The following is a 19971-nucleotide window of genomic DNA, read 5'->3' on the forward strand; positions in this document are numbered from 1 at the left end:
TTAGCCAAAACCAATAAAGTATCTAGTACTTTAACTATAACCTTATCAAAAATATCAGCAGTATTCAATTTTATCGGAGATAAAATCCTTGTGTTTTATGACACATCCATACAAACTTTTCGCGCCTTTGTGTACACTCACAAAATATTTTATTCAATCTTCTCTATCCATTCAATACCGCTGATATCAATCAGTTTCAGCGCGTGAATTTCACTTTTCTGAAGAATATCATCAATATCCAGAGTTACATCAGCCTTTGCTCCCAGAGGAATCACCAGGCTGTATTTCCCCGGTTTTATTTTGGTTGCATAATGATTCTGTATATCTTTTTTAGGAAAATTAGAAAGCTCTTTATGATCCAGTGCTTTTAAAATATTTCCATTTTTGTCCAGAATGTGGATGCCTATCAGGAAAGAGCCATAAACATCGGCACCTTCCGTTCTGTACACTTCAAATTTTAAATCCGAATTATCATGGGAAATATTTGAAATTTCCAGTTTCGGTTTTACCGATTTATTATGAAGGGTTCCCCATACACCTCCATGAAAATACTGATTGGTAAAAAGGGTCAGACTGAATATGATGAGTGATCCGGCCAATACAAGAACTTTTGCTTGTGAGACAGGCAAACTTCCCGAACCAAGCCACTGGAACCATCTTTTTTGAGAAAAACTTTTGTTATTCTTCATGAAATAATAATCCATTGAATAAGGACCGCTTCCGGTAAGAAACAGCACAAATCCGCCTGAAATTCCTAAGACTCCTATCTGCCATTCATCAAGACAGGTTGTTCCCAGCCAGCCGGAACCCAAAAGAATCCCGAGGGCAAGACCGAAGATGCCGATACTCATAAGCCGTGTAAATAACCCGAGAATAATGAATAATCCCACAATAGCTTCAATAATAGTGAAAATCATCATGGATTGCTGTAAAGCATCAGGATGGGTAACCAGATATTCGATAATAGGCTTTATGCCAAGTGCATTCGGTAAAAAATGATTGAATTTTTCCCCTATATATCCCTGTTCATCAGGAATAAGTTTATTTTCGAGGATAAGCCTGCGCCAGAAGGCTGAAAAGTAAGTCCATCCGATGACCATTCGGAGAGATAAAGTATATAATCCGGCCATGTCCGAAGACTGGCTGTTTAGGGTATGTTTCATTGAAAATTAATATTGTATTATAAAAAACTGATTTTTTAATTGGGGTAAAAAAATTAAACCAGATTAAGCTTCAGTCTTTTAAATAGAATATATTTTGGAGGGCTGCTTCCTGTAGAATGCCCTGAGTATTCATTGAAGAAAATCTTCTTTTCAGCAGAATTTTTTGCAATGGAATAAAAATTGGAAAAAGAATCTTTGTATTGCTCCCGAATTTTAGCTTTTGATACTGAAACTCTTGTGGAAACAGATGCTGTATCGCAGCTGGAAGAAAGTGACGAGGTTGTCTTTACCTTATTCAGCCCGCTGATGTACTGAATATCAAAAATATCAAGAACATTTCTTTTTACAGAACACGGTGATAATGAAAACACCAAAACAAGCATCATAATGACAGCTTTATAGGTTTTCATATGGAGTCCTGAATTGGGCATAATTACAAAACTACACTTTATTTCAATGTTAGCTTAATAAATTGTAAAAAATCCTCCTGCTGATCTACAAATAGGTAATGAGAACAGTTGTCAATAAGCTTGAAATTTTTCTTCCCGACAATATTTTTAAGATTATTCAGCTGTTTTTCTGAAAATATTCCATCATTTTTACCATACACAGCAAAAATGGAAATTCCTTTTTTTCGGATATTTTTTAAAACAGATGTATTATCCAGATTGTTAAGAGGTTCATTTTTATAAAATTTAAGAGGCGAATCAGAATTTCTGATGTTGTTTTTATAAAATTCACTCGCTTTGTATTCGTTTCTCAGCATTTCACTTTCGGGAGTAGGATTGGGCATATCGAAGAAATTGAGTTTACCGGCCATTTCATAGCATCTTTTTCTATAGGCTGCAGAATTTTTGTCCAGACTTTCTATTTCTGAAATCTCTTTGAGCTGGGAAGGATCGTTCTTAAAATGTTCTTTAGCCTGTTTCAAAATATGATTGTAGGTTTCCTGCTGGGTAAATAAAGCTCCGGCAAGAGTCAGTGTATTTACTTTTTCAGGAAACTGTGAAGTGAAAAGAGTCCCGATAATTCCACCGAAGCTGTGGGCAAGAATATTTGCTTTTTTGAGATGATAAGTTGTGTAAATTCCTTTTAAATCCTCAAAACTTTCTTTAAAAGTCATGGTAGCATTTTCATCTTTTGAACGGCCTTCCCCACGCCTGTCGTATACAATTACGTAAAATCCTTTATCGGCAAGTTTTTGAGCTGTGGTTCCTTCAAATAAAGTAGCATTTCCGCTGGGTCCTCCATGAATAAAAATAACAGGAATATTTTTTGGATTTCCATAGGCTTTAGAATATAAGTTTTGGGCATTTATGGCCATGGAATATATACTAAAGATGAAAGAAAACAATGACTTCATGATGTAGTTTTTGAGCCCTCTAAACTACTGAATATTCTCTGAGTAGAAGAAATTAAATGGAATTATGATTAAATTTAAAAATTGAAATCACTGCTGACGGACAGTTGTCACAGTTCCGGTTTATCTTTACATCCTGAAAGTTTACTTAAAACAGCAAAATATGGAAACCAATAATTTTGACATCATCATAAAACGTTCTTTAGAAATCAGAGAAAAGTATCATCAGCTGGAAATAAAAAGCAACGGAACCCAATGGACATTGGAAGAGGATGCTCTTGCTTATCTTACGGATGCGGGACTAGTAGGGAGAAATGTAATGTCTCATGAGAAAACATGGCTGAAAAAAGATGCAGCGGAAGAATTGGAACATAAATTAGCAGAAAATATCTGGTGGTTGATCATCCTGGCAGACCGCACGGGAATTGATATTAAAGAAGCCCTGGAACAATTTTTAACGAAAACAGAAAACATATTCTAATGAGTTATTGTTTAGCAATAGAAGGCATGCAGCCTGAAAGCAGAAAAGAACTGCACAAAAATTACCATGACAATTATTATGGGTTTCCCATTCATGATGATAATGAGTTGTTTGGAAGACTGATTCTGGAAATCAACCAGGCAGGACTAAGCTGGGAAACCGTCCTGAAAAAAGAAGACAGTTTCAGAAAAGCATATGACCATTTTGATATCCGGAAAATAGCAGCCTATACAGAAGAAGACCGCGAAAGACTGCTAGGTGATCCGGGAATTATCAGAAATAAACTAAAGGTAAATGCAGCGATTGAAAATGCTAAAACGATTATAGAGCTTCAGAAAGAATTCGGATCATTTGAAAAATGGCTGGAACATCATCATCCTAAAACCCTGGAGGAATGGATGAAGGTATTCAAAAAAACATTCAAATTCACAGGCGGAGAAATCGTAAACGAATTTCTTATGAGTACCGGATATCTGAAAGGAGCTCATCATGAAAGCTGCCCGATACATTCAAAAATTTTGGCTCAAAAGCCTTTGTGGAAGGAAAATTTGAATAAGTAATAAACTTAGATTCCTACGGAATGACAAGTAGAAGTGTTTGACATTATTTACACACTCTGTCATTCCGTAGGAATCCAGCTTGCAAAATTCAGAATAAGAAAACGAAGCTCAATCCGGTTCACTAAGGTTTTAAATTTAGGCTAAAGCCAATTTGATTTTATACTCTATCTGAACGGGCTAAAGCCCGTTCCTATTGAATTGGTAAGATCATTGTGCCTATCTTCGCTGAGTGCTGTGTTTTCAAAGTTATTTTTTTAGCTTTGCGAGCATCGCGTTGCAATTTTACTTCATACTTCTCACAGAAACATCCGGTTTTTCACCTTGAGGAACAATGAAAATAGCATTATCGCTGATGGTATCTCCCGGATCGAAATAATAGCTACCGGTTACAGGAATTGTACTACTTACAAATTTTCCGGATTTGTCATAGGCAGAATAGGTAACATTGATCATCTGAGCTTTCATTTTTAACTCTATTTTTTTAGAAGTCAGTCTTGCTCCGGTTGCATTAATGCAGTCTAATTCTACGAGGCCGATATTGCTTACAATTTGAGGAAAAGCAGATAATCTGATATTGTAGCCCTTATCCGAAGTGTTTTTTACGGATGCAGAAACTTTATAGCGGTCATAAGATTTTCCACCAGATTCTACACTTTCTTTATTGAGGATATTAAAGGTAACCGCCATTCCGTTGATATCAATGGTTTGGCCGTCAGAAATTTTCTGTGCATTCAGAAGATTTCCTAAAAAAGTGAATGCTGTAAGAGTTAGAAAAAAAGTAATGTTTTTCATAGAAGTTATTTTGAAATTTAATGTGAATTAAATTTACGCAAAAAATAATCCGTTAAAATTCTTTAACCCAAAATCTTTTTATTCCTTATCCATAATCTGTTTATGTTCATTTCCCCATTTTTCAAACTCCAGAATAATAGGTTTTAGTTTATACCCGATTTCTGTAAGTTCATATTCTACCCGCGGTGGAACTTCTGCATAGACAGTTCTGGTAATAATTTTGTCTTCTTCCAATCGGCGGAGCTGAAGAGTAAGCATGCGTTCGGTAATATTCTGAAGCTTCTTTCTAAGTTCCCCGAATCTCATTTTCCCACTAATCAGATAACAGCAGATTGCCAATGCCCATTGCCCTCCGATAATGTTGGATGCATAGATTTCCGGACATTCATCAGCAAGTGCTTTCTTATTGGCAAAATTAGTGGAGGTTTCCTTTATTTTAGTCATTACTTACATTTTTTATAGTACCATACAATAGGTTGCTAATGTACGAAATGTAAGTTATGTGTAGTAATTTTGTCATAGAAATTTAAACATAATGAAGACCTTAGTAATTGTTACACACCCTGATATTGAAAAATCAGCAATTAATAAAAAATGGATTGATGAATTGAAAAAATACCCGGAAAAATATACGGTTCATCAATTATATGAAGCATATCCCGATGGGAAAATTAATGTGGCACAGGAACAAAAAATGATGGAATCTTATGACAAGATCGTATTTCAGTTTCCCTTTTACTGGTTCAGCAGTCCGCCGCTTTTAAAACAATGGCTGGATGAGGTGGTTTTATATGGCTGGGCATATGGAAGCAACAGTGGTTTCAAGCTGGCAGGAAAGAAAATGTCACTGGCTGTTACTGCTGGAATAGATGAAGAAGGATACTCCACGGCCGGAGAATATAAATACACGATGAAAGAGCTTTTCAGGCCTTATGAACTGACTTTTGATTATATAAAAGCAGATTATAAAGAACCTTTCGTTTATTACGGAATTGAAAGAGATTCTTCTGATGAATGGATCAATAGAAGTGTTCCGATGTATCTGGAGTTTTTGGATAATTTATAACAATATAAAAAGTAAGGTTGAACTCTTGATTAAAATGAGTTCAACTTACTTTTGGATGTATTCAAAAGTCTCCACATTCCAATCCTGAACATATTTCTTTATGGTATTACTGTCAATATTAAAGGGAACATCCTGATATTTCCAGCCTTTTGAAGGTATTTTTAAATCTATAAGATAGTTCTCAATAGAATAGATGTCAAGTATTGCCGAATTATCAGGTTTTATAGAATCAAAAATGACCAGGAATTTATCTCCTTTCTGATAAGAGAAATTATCCGTTTTAGAATAGGTAATACCATTAACATTATATTTGTAATCTATTCCTACACCATTATTGTTTTTATGATGCCAGTCTGAGGTGGCTTCTCCGATAGTATATTTAGGACTTTTGAGTATGTTATTGATTCCTAAATTAGTACTAATTAACCAAAATATAATCAGTCCTAAAGTGAGTATCAAAATAATAATATGAAATTTTTCTGAGATCAATTTCTTCATGTTCTATCAATATACTTTTCATTAAACTTTTGCAGATCTACTGCCTGTTCCTGGAAATATTCTTTAAACTTATATGAAAGATTTTGATCTTTAAATTTCATAATAGTGTACCCGCTGTCAAAAGCAATAATTTCTAAAATACTTTTCTGAATTGAAAAATAATTAGGTTTCCACACATTTGTATCTTCAGCAGATAAATTAGAAATTAATGAAGTATCTGGCTCAATATTATTTGGAACAGCTGATATTATCCCCCAAATAATTTGGGGGCTGCTCTTATAAAGTTGTTCAAATTGCTGATGATTTAAAATAAAAAAATATTGATCATAATTAATAGGGATTGGCTGACCATTAGGCATAAATTCTAGATCAGTCAAAATCCATTTATAAATAATCAGATCATCCCATATAGGTTTTAAAATTTCCCGAAGATTTGTATGGAATTTTACCTTCTTTGTACTTCTGATAATCCAGTTCATTTATTCATTATTTAAAAAAACTTACCCAACTGTTGGCGTATCCTCTTCTTTCAGTATTTTCTTCTCTTTCATCGTAAGCATCATTCTTTCATATTTGTACTTTTCCCAGTCGAATCCATTGAGGAAATCAAGAGCAGCCTGAAAACCTCTGTTGAAAAGCTCTACCTTTTCGTCTCTTTTCATAAAGAAATTCAGCCAGCTGCTGGTACCGCAATTGACACTCTGTATGCTGTACAAACGATAGAAAGTATGTTTCGTAAGGAAGGTTTTGTCATTAAAACCTTTCAACGTACTGATGATATTTCCGGCATAGCTGAAAGGTGTTTTAAGGATTTCTGCACTGCTTTTTCCTTTTTCTGAAAGAATAGCAGAGTCACTCGTCAGCTGCACTCCGAAAAGAGGCATTCTCGGATAAAAAACTTCATCGGCATGAAACAGGTCAATAGGAAAGTTGGAAATACTGCCTCCATCAATGAAAACCCCGGCAGGGTTGATATCTTCAGGTTTGGTATTCATCCAATATCTCCAGGCATACTTTACGGAACTGTCGTTTTTATTGATTTGTTTCTGAAAAGGTTCAAAGAAAAAAGGAACGGCCATAGATGCTCTTACAAACTCAGCCGGACTGATGTGCTTCAGTTCCTCTTCAGACCAGTAGAGATTGGCCATCGTAGGAAGCTCCACCTTAATTTTAGCATTGATATCGGTGGTAATGACCACATATTCAGATTTGAGAAGGTAAAACGGATTGTTTTTATAATAATCATTATTGAGAGCACTTTCATAGAAAATTCTATATCGGGTCGGATCAATATGTTCCTTATTTTTGATTTTAATATTTTCAATACTCTGTATTGCCATCATATAATATTCATGCCCGTTTCCATATCGGTAGCTGAGGTTGAGATCCCGTTCTTTCTGAATAAATTTTTCGTTGAGGTGGGCCACCGTTTTTATTCCAAATTGATCCAGTGCATTTTGCATGGTATTCTGAAAAACATTTCCGGGGTTGAGGCCGCTGTTTTCTTTTCTGAAATTGTTATATAGCTTTTGAATGCAGAAAAAGAGAATGACAGCCGGAATCAGAGGAATCAGAAACATCAGTTTGGCATTCAGTATAGTGTTTGAAGAAGCCAGAAAAGGAATACTGATCAGGATTATGAAAAGGATCGCAGCAATAATGGCATTGATCTTAAAAAAATCCTTATTGTTAAGCATCGCATGAAGAGTAGTTTTTACATAGGTTTTCCCATCCATAAAATCGGAAAAATCCCAGCTGAAAAGGATTTCTTTGATAAGCTCACTTTTGGGCTCTTCTTTGGTTTTACAGGCTGCAATGAGCATGGTATTAATGGCTCCGGCACTCGTTCCGGCTACTTTCAGAAAACGCACACCGAATATTTCCAGGCCGTAAAGATAACCTACCAATGCACTTCCCCAGACACCACCACCTTCCTGTACAAATTCTACATACTGATTCCCAGACTGATCCAGGAGATCAGAGAATTCTTTGGCGGATATATTCTCATGCAAAGCAGCCAGTTTTTCTTTGGAGGCCTGCGAAAGAGAAGAATCTTCCAGAACTTTGTTAAGGTTTTCAGTAGTCATGGTATTTTGTTTTGATGGTGTAGTCATTGTGATCTGAGGTGAAGCAATCTCTGATCTAAAATAGTCAACTAGGTTATATTGTATCGGAGATAAAATCTTTGCGCCTTAAAACATATATCATTTTGTATTCTTATGCGCCTTTGCGTTCGTAAAAATGAATTACCATTGTTTTCTCCTTACATAAATAAATGTACTGATCATAACTGTAGCCATAGCTCCCAGTGTTATAAAATATCCGTATTTGTGATGCAGTTCAGGCATATTATCGAAATTCATCCCATAAACCCCAGCAATAAAGGTAATAGGTAAGAAGTAAATAGAATAGATAGCCAGAACTTTCATAACCTGGTTGGCCTTTTGATCCGAAAGTGCCAGGAACATTGAAATAAGGTTGGTGATCTGAATATTCAAATGATCAAAATCCGCCACTACATCTTTATGTTTATCCTTTAAATCAACAATTTCGGAATCCTGTAAATTCAATAATTTAAATTTATCAATCGCATCCGTAGAAATCACCAGTACCCGTGAATTTAATCCTGATTTTCTTTTCAGTTTATAAAGACGGCGGATCTGGTTTGTATGATTCGTATTTTTAAGGAAAATCTCATTCTCTATATTGTCCATAGTCTCGAACAGGCTTAAAGATTCATCATCAAAACTTTTCATGATCAATATAGCAATCATTAACGTTATCTGGTGAGGATTAAGATCTTCCTGAATCAAAGAAACTTTCTTCTTGACTTCGGTGATGCTTCTGGTTTTCATCCTGTGGATGGTGATAATGGTATTTTCCACCAGAAAAATCCCGATCTTGGTGCTGATATCACTGATGGTATTCAGATTCTTTCTTTCCAGCTCTGTGCTCTCACGAAGGAGAAAGAATTTGACATTTCCGTCTTCTTCATATTTGGGAAGGTGATTGGGATCCATGGTATCTTCCAGAAGAAGATTATTGATTTCATATCTTTCATGAAGGAATTTCAGGTCTTCTGCTGTAGGAGCCTCTACATCTACCCATTCACACTGGGAGGTTCTGTATATCGTATCAATTGGCATAAAGTAAAAATACTAATATTTTGAAAAACTATGTGTTAAATAAGTTTTATCTTTGCCAAAATTAAAAAACTATATGATTAAAAGTACAATAAAAGGTGTGGGATTTTATGTTCCAGATAACGTTGTTACAAATGATGATTTAGCAAAACTAATGACTACCAATGACGAATGGATTACGGAAAGAACGGGTATCAAAGAAAGGAGACACAGAAAAAACAGGAATGATGCTCAGGAAACCACTGCTTATTTAGCATTTAAAGCCTCAGAAAAAGCCATTCAGAATGCTGGTCTTACCTCAAAAGACATTGATTTTATTGTTTTTGCAACCCTCTCTCCGGATTACTATTTCCCGGGAAGCGGGGTATTGCTTCAGGATATGCTGGGATGTGATACCATTGGAGCATTGGACGTGAGAAATCAATGTTCAGGATTTGTATATTCTATGAGCGTTGCCAATGCATTTATTAAATCAGGTACTTATAAAAATATCCTTGTTGTTGGAGCAGAAATTCACTCTTTCGGATTAGATTTTTCTGACGAAGGCAGAGGGGTTTCTGTTATTTTCGGAGATGGAGCAGGAGCGGTTGTACTTTCAGCTTCAGAAGATGAAAATTCAGGTGATATTTTAGCAGTAAATATGCATTCTGAAGGGAAATATGCAGATGAACTTTGTACTCAGTTCCCGGGGTCAAAATTCGGATGGAGTGACAGAATGAGAAAAGAACCTGAAAATGTAACCAACAAAGAGGTATATCCGATCATGAACGGTAACTTCGTGTTCAAACATGCGGTAACAAGGTTCCCGGAGACTATGATGGAAGCATTGAACAAAGCAGGAAAAACAGTTGAAGATCTTGATATGTTTATTCCACATCAGGCGAACCTTAGAATTGCTCAGTTTGTACAGGAAAAATTCGGATTACCGAACGAAAAGATCTTTAACAATATTCAGAAATACGGAAACACGACCGCAGCTTCTATCCCTATTGCTTTAAGTGAAGCGATTGAACAAGGGAAAATCAAAAGAGGAGACTTGGTCCTTCTTTCAGCTTTCGGAAGCGGATTTACATGGGGAAGTGTTCTGTTTGAATACTAAATGAAGAGAATAAATCGCTTGTTATATCTTATAAAATAGAAGGAGAGCTTTATTTTCACTTATATTACAACTGAAGACGTGAAAATTCCCCTCCTTTGGAGAGGTGTCAAAAATTCAAAGAATTTTTGACGGGTGGTTTGCCATTCCTGCTCACCAAACAAAATAAAACCGCAGAACTGAAGTTCTGCGGTTTTTTACTTTATGTATTCCTAATTAAAGGCTTTTCAATAATTTTTCGGTGTCAGAAGAATCCTGCCCTGTGCTTTTTGCAAGCTCAATAGACTTTTCAGCCCAGGTTTTTGCATTTTTCTTGTCTCCAATTTTATTGTAAAGATTGGCCAGAGTATCTGTATTGGCAAAGTTCTGATCTTTCTTTACAGATTCCTGTGCCCATGCAATTGCTTTTTCAAGAGATGATTTATTGCTTACGTTTTCAAAGAAGTTCCAAGCAAGAGAATTCAGCTCTTCAGAACCTGCCGCAGAATAGTCTTTGTATAAATCAAGGATCAGTTTTTCATACTCAGGAATATCTTTATTCTTTAAAGCTCTGTTGGCTTTCATTCTTTTTAAGATCTTGTCAGCCTCTTCTTTGCTTAAGAATTTCTGAGTTTCAGACATGAAGTAGTTGTCGTCCCATTTTTTTGTATCTGCGTTATATGCTTTTTTGGAAACTGTATTCAGCTTGATGTTTTTGTCAAACTTTTCATACTTATCTTCTGGGAAGAATTTAATGATATCCGCTTTCTTATCCTGGAAAATTTTGTACAGAGGGCTGTCTGTAGTTTGAACTCCTGAAAGAAGCATTTGAACATCTTCCTGATCTAAACTTGGTTTCTGCTGGAAATAACGGTTAAGTACTTTACCGGCAAACTCAGCATCATTATACATGGTAAGTCCTGCAAGGTTCTTTAGAAACTCAGGATCTTTTTCTCCTTTTTCAAACTGCTGCTTTAGAGAAGTCAGTCTTTTGTTCGGATCTTCAGCATCTTTGGCAAACTGGATAAAGTCTTTTTCTTCAACATATCCTAACGTTCTGTGTACCGCTTCACCGTTTCCGTCAATAAACAGATAAGTAGGGAATGCTTTTACATTATATTTTTTGGCCAGCTCAATTCCTTCTCCTTTCTCCATGTCAATTTTAGCATTGATGAAGTGAGAATTATAATAGTCGCCCACAGACTGAAGTGGAAAGATATTTTTCACCATCAGTTTACAAGGTCCACACCATGAAGCATATGCATCTATAAAGACCAGTTTTTTTTCTTTTTTTGCTTTGGCAAGGATAGACGCGAAGTTGCCGTCTTCAAATTTAATTCCCTGTGCCCATGCAAGAACTCCTATAAAGATTGAGGAAAGTATTGCTATTTTTTTCATAAAAACTTTTTATTCCCTGCAAATGTAATAAATATGATGACACATGAGCCGTTCATATTGAAAATAATTATACCATAACATTAGTTTTAAAACAGAGATAGGGGGATATGAAAGATAATCACCTATAGTTTTTGTGTAATTATTAAAATTAATGTAAATGGCTATTTTGGGTTAAATAGTTAAATTTCAATATAATGTTTTAATAAAAAATAAAATATCACTAGTTTTGTAAAAAACAAAAAGACACCCAGTGAAAATAATGATGAATTATTATAAAATAAAAAATAATAATTTGTTTCTGTATGTCTAAAAATCTCCTGAAATTTTTGTTTTTGCTGATAACAGCAGTCCCCATATTGGCTCAGAAAAAAAGCAGCTTTGACCTGATCTGTGAAAAAACTTCTTCTGTTACGGCGTATAAGGACTTACCCAAAGCGATCAAGACTGCGGATTCTCTTTATATGTTGGCACAGAAACCTTCTGAGAAAATACAATGTCTTATTCTCTCATCAGAACTTTATCATCATGCTGGTGAGCTTAAAAAAGCTATTTGCTATAGTGAAAACGCCCACTCAGTAATCAATCAGACTAACAATCCTGAATGGATGGCTGTTGTAACCAGATTACTTGGCAGACAATATAGACAGGTAGGGTTGTATGAAAGGTCTAAAAAATACATTGTAAAAGGGCTGGAAGCTTCCGGCAGGATTACTGATTTTCAAAAAAGCAATGAAGCGGCAGGGCTCTTGAATCAGGAAATGGCTTTCTATGAAATGGAACTGGGTAATTACTCAAATGCAATACGGTTTATAGAATCTTCCCTGAAATATTTTGAAAGAATCAATAGCCGTAATGAAGACAGGACTGCTGCTGCTTCCTATCAATTGCTGGGTGATGCCTATTTCAAACTTAGTGATTATCCCGTTTCTGAAAATTATTACAGGAAAGCTGAAGGCCTGCTTAAAGTTGGAAGCTGTACGCTCGGATTGGTTTATAATGGTTTGGGAGGAATCCGTCTGAAACAGAAAAACTGGAAAGAAGCTGAACTATATCTTAAAAAAGCAGAAAAAATAGCAGATACTTCCCGAAGTCTTACATTGAAAAAAGCAGTATACTCCAATATAAATGATTACTATGAAGGAGTAGGGGATAATTTCAAAGCTTCTTTATATGCTGTGAAATATGTAAGGACATATGACAGTATTGCAGCCCGTAATCAAAGTTTCACAATGAAAGGGGCAGAGATTTCAAAAGGGAAGATCAGCAAAAAGGGCGGACATATGAATCTGGTGAAAAATGCCACCATTATTGTCCTGTTTACTTTGTTGATTGGTTTACTTGTTTTCTTCAGAATGAAGCAGAAAAAACAACGTTCAAAGTTCAGAAATATCATAAGAACTCAGTTGAAAGTGATGAGCAGCAGGAGTAATCATCCTTTAAAACAATCTGATGGTTCTGAGTTTTCCAATATATCTGTGGAAGAAATTGATGAAAAAGATTCTGAAACAGACCGAAGACGAAATGATTCTCTGATGACTTCCGAAACCGAATCAAAGCTGCTTGAACTTCTTGACGATTTTGAGAAAGGTGATCTCTATAACAATAAAGGAATGTCTCTGTCTTTTCTTGCAGGTGAATTAAACACCAATACAAAATACCTGTCTTATGTAATTAACCAGCATAAAAGTGCTGACTTTAAATCATATGTCAACCGTTTAAGAATCAAATATATTGTTGATAAGCTGATCAACGATGAGAAGTACAGGCAATATAAAATAAGCATTCTTGCTGATGAATGCGGCTTCTCTTCACACAGTAAGTTTGCTGCAGTTTTCAAAGCAGTCACAGACTATTCTCCATCAGCTTATATCAAATATCTTGATGCTGAAAATCAATCAGATAAAAATGTTCATTTTCCTGAAAATGATTAAAAAAAGATAGATTTTTAAATTCTACCTTACTATTTTCACGAAAATGAACAACCTATTATTTTACAGGAACCCTTTGCTGTCCTATCTTTGCGCCAGTTCCAGGGACATGAACACAATCATACTACAGCTGATCTCTTTTATTTTTTGAAGGAATATCCTTTTTCTGAAATAATATAAAGCAAGACAATTTCCCTAAGCTTACAACTAAACCATGAAAAATTGATATATGGAACACGGGCATATTTCATTATTGAAACAGCCACGGTTCCCATTTTTATCTTTAAAAGGAAATATTCTGTTCAAGAATATCAAATATACCTCATAATCGGGGTTGATTGCCCGGTTTTTTTTCAGTCAAGTTTTTTTAAGTGCAAATCCACAGACTTCTGTGGATTTGTGATTTTATTTAACCTTTGTACTGTCGGGTTTTGTTTTTGAAGTATCGGTAGCTGCCGGAGCAGGTATAGAATTAGCCACAGCAGAATCACCCATTTTATTTCTTAAAGAATCCTTGTTGTGGGCATCTTTATATTCCTCTCTTTTTTCTTTATTCTGAGCACAACTTCCAAGGAAAAGAAGTCCAAGAACTGCTCCTATCCAGATTTTTTTCATAGTAGTATATTTTAAATGTTTGGTGTTAATCAAATGTAAGAATTTAATTAAAAAGATAAAAGATAAAAGATAAAAGATAAAAGATAAAAGATAAAAGATAAAAGATAAAAGATGTTGTTATTAAAACTCAATAGGGGTGGGTTTTAACCCACCTTTAAAAATAATATATAATCACCGGCTTTAGCCAAAACCTGAAAATGAGCGTTTTCAAAACGAAACTTCATGATAACTCCAACATTTCTGGTTATTCAATAAAAAAATCTGCAGCGCTTTCATCTGCAGATTTTCCATTTTAAATTGAACGTATATCAAAATACTATTTGACAGGAGACATTACCGCAGAATCTTTTTTTATCTTGATACTGTCAGGATTTGTCATTTTTGTAGTCATAGTATCAGTGGTTGCAGGCGATACACTTTTTTGTGTATTGTCTACCGTCGCTGAATCACGGCTGCTCGATGACATTGACGATTCTTTGGTTCCACAGCTCACTGCAAATATTCCTATTCCAATGACTGTTAGCAATAACTTTTTCATACTATCTTATTTTGGGGTGTATACGTATTGAAAATCAACAATTATTCCTAAGAGGGTAAGGGAAATCGTAAAATATAGGTAAAGTTTGTTAAAAGATGTTAGGTAGCAGGTGGTAAAGGTTAGGAGTGAGGGGGAGAGTTATAGAGTATTAGAGTATTAGAGTATTGAAGAAGGTAAAGTACATCTTTAACTATTAATAACTTTAAATCTTAAACCTTGAACTCTAAACTTTAAACCGTGAATTTTAACTTGTACCTTAAATCCCGAACCTTGTATCCCGCCTCCCGAACCCACCACAAAAAAGCCCCGAAACCGAAATTCCGAGGCTGTATTCAAAGAACAGACAATAATTACTCATTGCCTATTATTCATTACTTATCAATTACCCAAGGTATGGATATTTGTAGTTTTTTGGAGAAACAAACGTTTCTTTTACGCTTCTTACAGAAACCCATCTTAGAAGATTCATTTTAGAACCTGCTTTGTCATTTGTTCCTGAAGCTCTACCACCACCGAAAGGTTGTTGTCCTACTACAGCACCTGTTGGTTTATCATTAATATAGAAGTTACCTGAAGCATTCTCTAAAGCTTTATAAGCTTCATTGATTGCGTAACGGTCTTGTGAGAATACAGAACCTGTTAATGAATAAGGAGAAGTAGAATCTACCAGTTTCAGAGTTTCTTTCCAGTCCTGATCTTCATATACGTAGATTGATAAGATTGGGCCGAAGATCTCTTCTACCATGCTTTCGTAGTGAGGATTTATAGTTTCAATCACTGTTGGATGTACGAACCATCCTTTAGAATCGTCATATTTTCCACCGATTGCAACAGTAGCTTCACCTGAAGCATTAGCTCTATCAATATATCCTTTACATTTTTCGAAAGAATTTTTGTCAATTACTGCGTTTACGAAGTTTGAAGTATCTTCTGGAGAACCTACTTTGATAGAATTCATCTGAGTTTCCATTACTTTTTTCACGTCAGCCCAAAGAGACTTAGGTACATAGGCTCTTGAAGCAGCAGAACATTTTTGTCCCTGATATTCAAAAGCACCTCTTACCAATGCAGTAGCTACAGCTTCTACGTTAGCAGATGGGTGAGCGATTACAAAATCTTTACCACCTGTTTCTCCAACGATTCTTGGATATGTTCTGTAGTTGTGGATATTATCACCAATCATTTTCCACATTCCCTGGAATACTTTCGTAGAACCTGTGAAGTGAAGACCGGCAAAATCACGGTGTGCCAATACTTTTTCAGCAGTTTCTTTTCCATCTGTAAAGATCATGTTGATAACCCCTGCAGGAAGACCCGCTTCTGTCAATACATCCATGATTACTTTTGCAGAATATACCTGCTTGTCAGACGGCTTCCAAACCACTACGTTTCCTAACATTGCCATACAAGTAGGAAGATTTCCGGAAATCGCTGTAAAGTTGAACGGAGTTACTGCAAAGCAGAATCCTTCTAATGGTCTGTACTCAACACGGTTCCAGATTCCATTGTCAGAAACCGGCTGCTCAGCATACATTTCTGTCATGAATTCTACGTTGAATCTTAAGAAGTCAATAAATTCACAAGCCGCATCAATTTCAGCCTGGTGTACATTTTTAGACTGCCCGATCATTGTAGCAGCATTAATTACATCTCTGTAAGGACCAGCCAAAAGATCAGCTGCCTTTAAGAAAATTGCGGCACGCTGTTCCCAGCCTAGTTCATTCCATTCCTGTTTAGCTGCCAATGCCGCGTTGATAGCGTCATCCACATGCTGCATACCACCCTGATAGTAGAAACCGAAATCATGAGCATGATCCTGTGGAGACTGAAGCTGTACTTTTGTATCAGTTTTCACTTCTTTTCCATTGATGATCATTGGAACTTCAATCTTTTCAGCCCACATTTTTTTATAAGTGTCGATAAGGCTTTTAACTTCCGGAGATCCCGGTTCATAAGAATTTACCGGCTCATTTACCGCTAATGGTACTTGCGAAATTGCTTTTGACATATTACGTTTTATTATTTTATTAATTAAATAAGATGTGTATACAAATTTACGATAATTATAAGGAAAGAAAAAAATACCGCCTGTTTTTATGAAATAAAGCCTATTGTTAAGTAATCGTTAATGAATAAAGGATTTTTAACATCCTGTAGTGATAATAGTAGATGTATTTATATGATCTTTTAAATAGAAGGAAAAAATGAGGAGGATAATCAGAATTATAGGAATAGGGACAATAAAATATTTGTCATAGTTCATGAGCAATGCTTAAGTGTTATAAATAAGGGATTTATCATGAAATGTTAAAATTATATAAAATTGTATTTGTTGCGATTTTGAACATTTTAAATAATCTTTTTGATAGCCAAGGTTTTAAGATTGTTCTAATTTTACACCATTATTAACAGGGTATGAAAAAAAGAGTCCTATTTTTCTCTTTTGTCTTATTTTTCTCAGCATTGTGTGCAGGTCTTTTTGTACATAAAGGGAAAACTCAATCATATTCTGATATTATCTCAAAAATTAATCTCCTTCAGCAGAAATCCGATCAGCAGACCCAGCCTGAGATCTACAGTTTTTCAGATGTGCAGGATGTACAGGATTCCAATGACTGGGAGAAAGTAAAATTTGATTACTCAATACTTGCACAGCAATGGCTTAATTATTTCTTTGCAGGCTATTCTCACAATACACGGGTTGCGGCCGTTCAAAACCGTATTTATATTACAGCACCGAGATACATTCTGTATCACTGCCTGCAGATAGCGGGCTGCTAATCCCTTTTTTTAATTTTTAAATGATCTGTTATGGTTTGTATTCATGTTAATACAGATCCGTAAGAATCATTTCCCATTTTACATTTTTTTGAACATTTCTATTTGCCTTTACACAAAGGTGAACAGGATTCTGTTTGTCCAATTTTAAATAAAAATATTATGCACTTAACACCGAGAGAAACGGAGAAGCTTATGCTATTTCTGGCAGGCGAACTCGCTCTAAAAAGAAAGGCAAGAGGCCTTAAATTAAACTACCCGGAATCAATTGCTCTGATCAGTCACTTTTTGCTTGAAGGAGCAAGAGACGGAAAAAAAGTAGCCGAACTGATGCAGGAAGGAGCAAACCTTCTTACCAAAGAAGATGTGATGCCAGGCGTTTCAGAAATGATCCACGATGTTCAGATTGAAGCAACTTTCCCGGATGGGACAAAGTTGGTAACCGTACACAACCCAATCCGCTAATACTACTGATTATGATACCAGGAGAAATTTTTGTAAAAGAAGGTACAATTATCTGCAATGAAGGCAGAGAAACTGTAAAAATAAAAGTGACAAACACAGGAGATCGTCCTATTCAGGTAGGTTCACACTTTCACTTTTTTGAAGTCAATAAAGCGATGAGCTTTGACCGCGAGAAAGCTTTCGGAAAGAGACTGAATATTGTAGCAAGTACTGCAGTACGTTTCGAGCCAGGAGAAGAAAAAGAAGTGGAGTTGGTAGAAATAGGAGGAACCAAAAAAGCAATGGGCTTCAATAACCTTGTTGACGGACAGGTAGATTCTGAAGAACAGAAAAAAGCAAGCCTTGCAAAAGTTGAAGAGTTAAACTTTAAAAATCACTAAGATGAGCTTAAACGTAGACAGAAAACAATACGCCAATATATTAGGTCCTACAGCCGGAGATAAAATCAGACTGGGAGACACTGAAATTATCATTGAAATTGAAAAAGATTTCACTCACTACGGTGACGAAGCAGTTTTCGGAGGAGGAAAAACTGTACGTGACGGGATGGGACAGAATGTTACCGCTAAAAGAGACGAAGGTGTTCTGGATCTTTGTATTACAGGAGCTGTAATCATTGATCACTGGGGAATTGTAAAAGGTGATATCGGGATCAAAGACGGAAAAATTGTAGGAATCGGAAAAGCAGGTAATCCTGATACGATGGATGGTGTATCTCCTAATATGATTATTGGTGCTTCAACGGAAGTTCATGGTGGAAAAGGATATATCGTAACTGCAGGAGGAATTGACACCCATATTCATTATATCTGTCCTCAGCAGATCGAAACATCACTTTACAGCGGAATCACTACAATGATCGGTGGCGGTACAGGTCCAAATGATGGAACTAATGCTACCACAGTAACTCCGGGGAGATTCAACATGCAGAAAATGCTTGAAGCAGCAGAAGAATATCCTATGAATCTTGGTTTCTTCGGAAAAGGAAACTGTTCGGCAGAAGAACCTATTGAAGAGCAGGTGGAAGCAGGTGCTTTAGGGGTAAAAATTCACGAAGACTGGGGAGCAACTCCCGCAACGATTGATGCCGCATTGAAAGTAGCGGATAAATATGACGTTCAGGTTGCCATCCACACCGATACGTTGAATGAAGGAGGATTCCTTGAAGATACCATGAGAGCAATCAACGGAAGAGTGATCCATACATTCCACACAGAAGGAGCTGGTGGAGGCCACGCACCGGATATCATTAAAGCGGCTATGTACCCCAATGTATTACCAGCTTCTACAAACCCTACGCGTCCTTACACAGTAAATACAATCGATGAGCACTTAGATATGCTGATGGTTTGCCACCACCTGAGCAAAAATATTCCTGAGGATGTAGCGTTCGCAGATTCCCGTATTCGTCCTGAAACCATTGCAGCAGAAGATATTCTTCATGATATGGGTGTTTTCAGCATTATGAGTTCAGATTCTCAGGCGATGGGAAGACCTGGGGAAGTGATCACAAGAACATGGCAGACGGCAAGCAAAATGAAAGAGCAGAGAGGTGCTTTGGAAGAAGATCAGAATACCAATAACGATAACTACCGTGCAAAAAGATATGTTGCTAAGTATACCATCAACCCGGCTATTGCACATGGTATTTCAGAATATGTAGGATCTCTTGAAGAAGGAAAACTGGCAGATTTGGTAATCTGGAAACCTGCATTATTCGGAGTAAAACCGGAAATGATTGTAAAAGGAGGATTTGTAATTGCTGCTAAAATGGGAGATCCTAATGCATCTATCCCAACGCCTCAGCCTGTTATTTACAGAAATATGTTCGGAGCCCACGGAAAAGCTAAGTTTGGGACTTGTGCCAACTTCGTTTCCCAGATCTCTATTGATAACGGAACAATTGCTTCTTACAAGCTGGAAAAAATGATTCTTCCGGTGAAAAACTGTAGAAATATTTCCAAAAAAGATCTTATCCATAATGATAAGACTCCTTTAATTGAAGTGAATCCTGAAAACTATAAAGTAACGGTAGATGGTGAATACATCACTTGCGAACCTGCGGAAACACTTCCTTTAACACAGTTGTATTACTTGTTCTAAGATAAATT

22 protein-coding genes are annotated in these 19971 nt (G+C 36.1%); 9 read left to right on the forward strand and 13 right to left on the reverse strand.

Annotation, left to right across the window (positions count from 1 at the left end; genetic code table 11):
• Positions 1–149: 149 nt before the first annotated feature.
• Genes OL225_RS03875 through OL225_RS03885 form a run of 3 tightly spaced genes read right to left on the reverse strand, consistent with a single transcriptional unit; the run spans position 150 to position 2526 of the window.
• Entirely contained in the window at positions 150–1163 is a 1014-nt protein-coding gene (locus tag OL225_RS03875; protein ID WP_264517326.1) for a TQO small subunit DoxD, read from the reverse strand.
• A gap of 53 nt (positions 1164–1216) precedes the next feature.
• Entirely contained in the window at positions 1217–1573 is a 357-nt protein-coding gene (locus OL225_RS03880) for a hypothetical protein (protein ID WP_264517327.1), read from the reverse strand.
• Between the two features lie 38 nt (positions 1574–1611).
• Positions 1612–2526 carry an alpha/beta hydrolase gene (locus tag OL225_RS03885; RefSeq protein WP_264517328.1) on the reverse strand — a complete coding sequence of 305 codons (915 nt, stop codon included), beginning with the start codon at positions 2524–2526 and terminating at the stop codon, positions 1612–1614.
• 160 nt (positions 2527–2686) lie between these two features.
• Between OL225_RS03885 and OL225_RS03890 the strand changes: the two genes are divergently transcribed.
• Together OL225_RS03890 and OL225_RS03895 are read left to right on the forward strand one after the other, a co-directional pair.
• Complete coding sequence (locus OL225_RS03890) at positions 2687–3004, forward strand: MazG-like protein (protein WP_047378432.1); 318 nt, start codon at positions 2687–2689, stop codon at positions 3002–3004.
• On the forward strand, positions 3004–3564 hold the full coding sequence (locus OL225_RS03895) for a DNA-3-methyladenine glycosylase I (protein ID WP_264517329.1): 561 nt from the start codon (positions 3004–3006) through the stop codon (positions 3562–3564). The genes OL225_RS03890 and OL225_RS03895 overlap by 1 nt, the downstream gene beginning before the upstream one ends.
• A 282-nt stretch (positions 3565–3846) precedes the next feature.
• Here OL225_RS03895 and OL225_RS03900 read toward each other — a convergent pair whose 3' ends face one another.
• Both OL225_RS03900 and OL225_RS03905 read right to left on the reverse strand, forming a co-directional pair.
• The gene (locus OL225_RS03900) at positions 3847–4356 is read right to left on the reverse strand and encodes a hypothetical protein (protein ID WP_264517330.1); all 510 of its coding nucleotides are present in this window, start codon (positions 4354–4356) and stop codon (positions 3847–3849) included.
• A gap of 78 nt (positions 4357–4434) precedes the next feature.
• Positions 4435–4800: a winged helix-turn-helix transcriptional regulator gene (locus OL225_RS03905; RefSeq protein ID WP_264517331.1), complete on the reverse strand. Its 366-nt coding sequence runs from the start codon at positions 4798–4800 to the stop codon at positions 4435–4437.
• Between the two features lie 91 nt (positions 4801–4891).
• On the opposite strand from OL225_RS03905, the gene OL225_RS03910 reads away from it, so the two are divergent.
• Positions 4892–5422: an NAD(P)H-dependent oxidoreductase gene (locus tag OL225_RS03910; protein WP_264517332.1), complete on the forward strand. Its 531-nt coding sequence runs from the start codon at positions 4892–4894 to the stop codon at positions 5420–5422.
• A gap of 45 nt (positions 5423–5467) precedes the next feature.
• Here the strand turns inward: OL225_RS03910 and OL225_RS03915 are convergent, their stop codons facing one another.
• From OL225_RS03915 to OL225_RS03930, 4 genes are all read right to left on the reverse strand, one after another.
• Positions 5468–5920 carry a hypothetical protein gene (locus OL225_RS03915; protein WP_047378428.1) on the reverse strand — a complete coding sequence of 151 codons (453 nt, stop codon included), beginning with the start codon at positions 5918–5920 and terminating at the stop codon, positions 5468–5470.
• Entirely contained in the window at positions 5917–6399 is a 483-nt protein-coding gene (locus OL225_RS03920) for a hypothetical protein (protein ID WP_264517333.1), read from the reverse strand. The genes OL225_RS03915 and OL225_RS03920 overlap by 4 nt, the downstream gene beginning before the upstream one ends.
• 21 nt (positions 6400–6420) lie before the next feature.
• Positions 6421–8007 (reverse strand): patatin-like phospholipase family protein, encoded by a 1587-nt coding sequence (locus tag OL225_RS03925; protein ID WP_264517334.1) that lies wholly within the window; start codon positions 8005–8007, stop codon positions 6421–6423.
• A 159-nt stretch (positions 8008–8166) separates the two neighbouring features.
• Positions 8167–9066, reverse strand: a complete 900-nt coding sequence (locus tag OL225_RS03930; RefSeq protein ID WP_047378426.1) for a CorA family divalent cation transporter — start codon at positions 9064–9066, stop codon at positions 8167–8169.
• A 73-nt stretch (positions 9067–9139) separates the two neighbouring features.
• Here OL225_RS03930 and OL225_RS03935 point away from each other — a divergent pair, with 73 nt between their 5' ends.
• A complete protein-coding gene (locus tag OL225_RS03935; RefSeq protein WP_047378425.1) occupies positions 9140–10162 on the forward strand; it encodes a 3-oxoacyl-ACP synthase III family protein in 1023 nt (340 codons plus the stop codon).
• 213 nt (positions 10163–10375) lie between these two features.
• On the opposite strand, the gene OL225_RS03940 is transcribed toward OL225_RS03935, so the two are convergent.
• The gene (locus tag OL225_RS03940) at positions 10376–11536 is read right to left on the reverse strand and encodes a thioredoxin family protein (RefSeq protein WP_047378424.1); all 1161 of its coding nucleotides are present in this window, start codon (positions 11534–11536) and stop codon (positions 10376–10378) included.
• A gap of 302 nt (positions 11537–11838) precedes the next feature.
• On the opposite strand from OL225_RS03940, the gene OL225_RS03945 reads away from it, so the two are divergent.
• A complete protein-coding gene (locus OL225_RS03945; RefSeq protein WP_264517335.1) occupies positions 11839–13467 on the forward strand; it encodes an AraC family transcriptional regulator in 1629 nt (542 codons plus the stop codon).
• Between the two features lie 402 nt (positions 13468–13869).
• On the opposite strand, the gene OL225_RS03950 is transcribed toward OL225_RS03945, so the two are convergent.
• The 3 genes from OL225_RS03950 to pruA all read right to left on the reverse strand — a co-directional run bounded on the left by OL225_RS03950 (position 13870) and on the right by pruA (position 16625).
• Positions 13870–14079: a hypothetical protein gene (locus tag OL225_RS03950; RefSeq protein ID WP_264517336.1), complete on the reverse strand. Its 210-nt coding sequence runs from the start codon at positions 14077–14079 to the stop codon at positions 13870–13872.
• A 316-nt stretch (positions 14080–14395) separates the two neighbouring features.
• Positions 14396–14617: a hypothetical protein gene (locus OL225_RS03955; RefSeq protein WP_047378421.1), complete on the reverse strand. Its 222-nt coding sequence runs from the start codon at positions 14615–14617 to the stop codon at positions 14396–14398.
• Positions 14618–14999: 382 nt separating this feature from the next.
• Entirely contained in the window at positions 15000–16625 is a 1626-nt protein-coding gene (gene pruA, locus OL225_RS03960) for an L-glutamate gamma-semialdehyde dehydrogenase (RefSeq protein ID WP_264517337.1), read from the reverse strand.
• A 407-nt stretch (positions 16626–17032) separates the two neighbouring features.
• On the opposite strand from pruA, the gene OL225_RS03965 reads away from it, so the two are divergent.
• From OL225_RS03965 to ureC, 4 genes are all read left to right on the forward strand, one after another.
• Complete coding sequence (locus tag OL225_RS03965; RefSeq protein ID WP_047378419.1) at positions 17033–17398, forward strand: hypothetical protein; 366 nt, start codon at positions 17033–17035, stop codon at positions 17396–17398.
• A gap of 159 nt (positions 17399–17557) precedes the next feature.
• On the forward strand, positions 17558–17860 hold the full coding sequence (gene ureA, locus OL225_RS03970; RefSeq protein ID WP_034697260.1) for an urease subunit gamma: 303 nt from the start codon (positions 17558–17560) through the stop codon (positions 17858–17860).
• Positions 17861–17871: 11 nt separating this feature from the next.
• The gene (gene ureB / locus OL225_RS03975) at positions 17872–18240 is read left to right on the forward strand and encodes an urease subunit beta (protein ID WP_047378418.1); all 369 of its coding nucleotides are present in this window, start codon (positions 17872–17874) and stop codon (positions 18238–18240) included.
• Between the two features lies 1 nt (position 18241).
• Positions 18242–19963, forward strand: coding sequence for an urease subunit alpha (gene ureC, locus OL225_RS03980; RefSeq protein WP_264517338.1), 1722 nt, complete (start codon positions 18242–18244; stop codon positions 19961–19963).
• The last annotated feature ends 8 nt before the right edge of the window (positions 19964–19971 follow it).

Source organism: Chryseobacterium viscerum (assembly GCF_025949665.1).
GTDB lineage: Bacteria > Bacteroidota > Bacteroidia > Flavobacteriales > Weeksellaceae > Chryseobacterium > Chryseobacterium viscerum_A.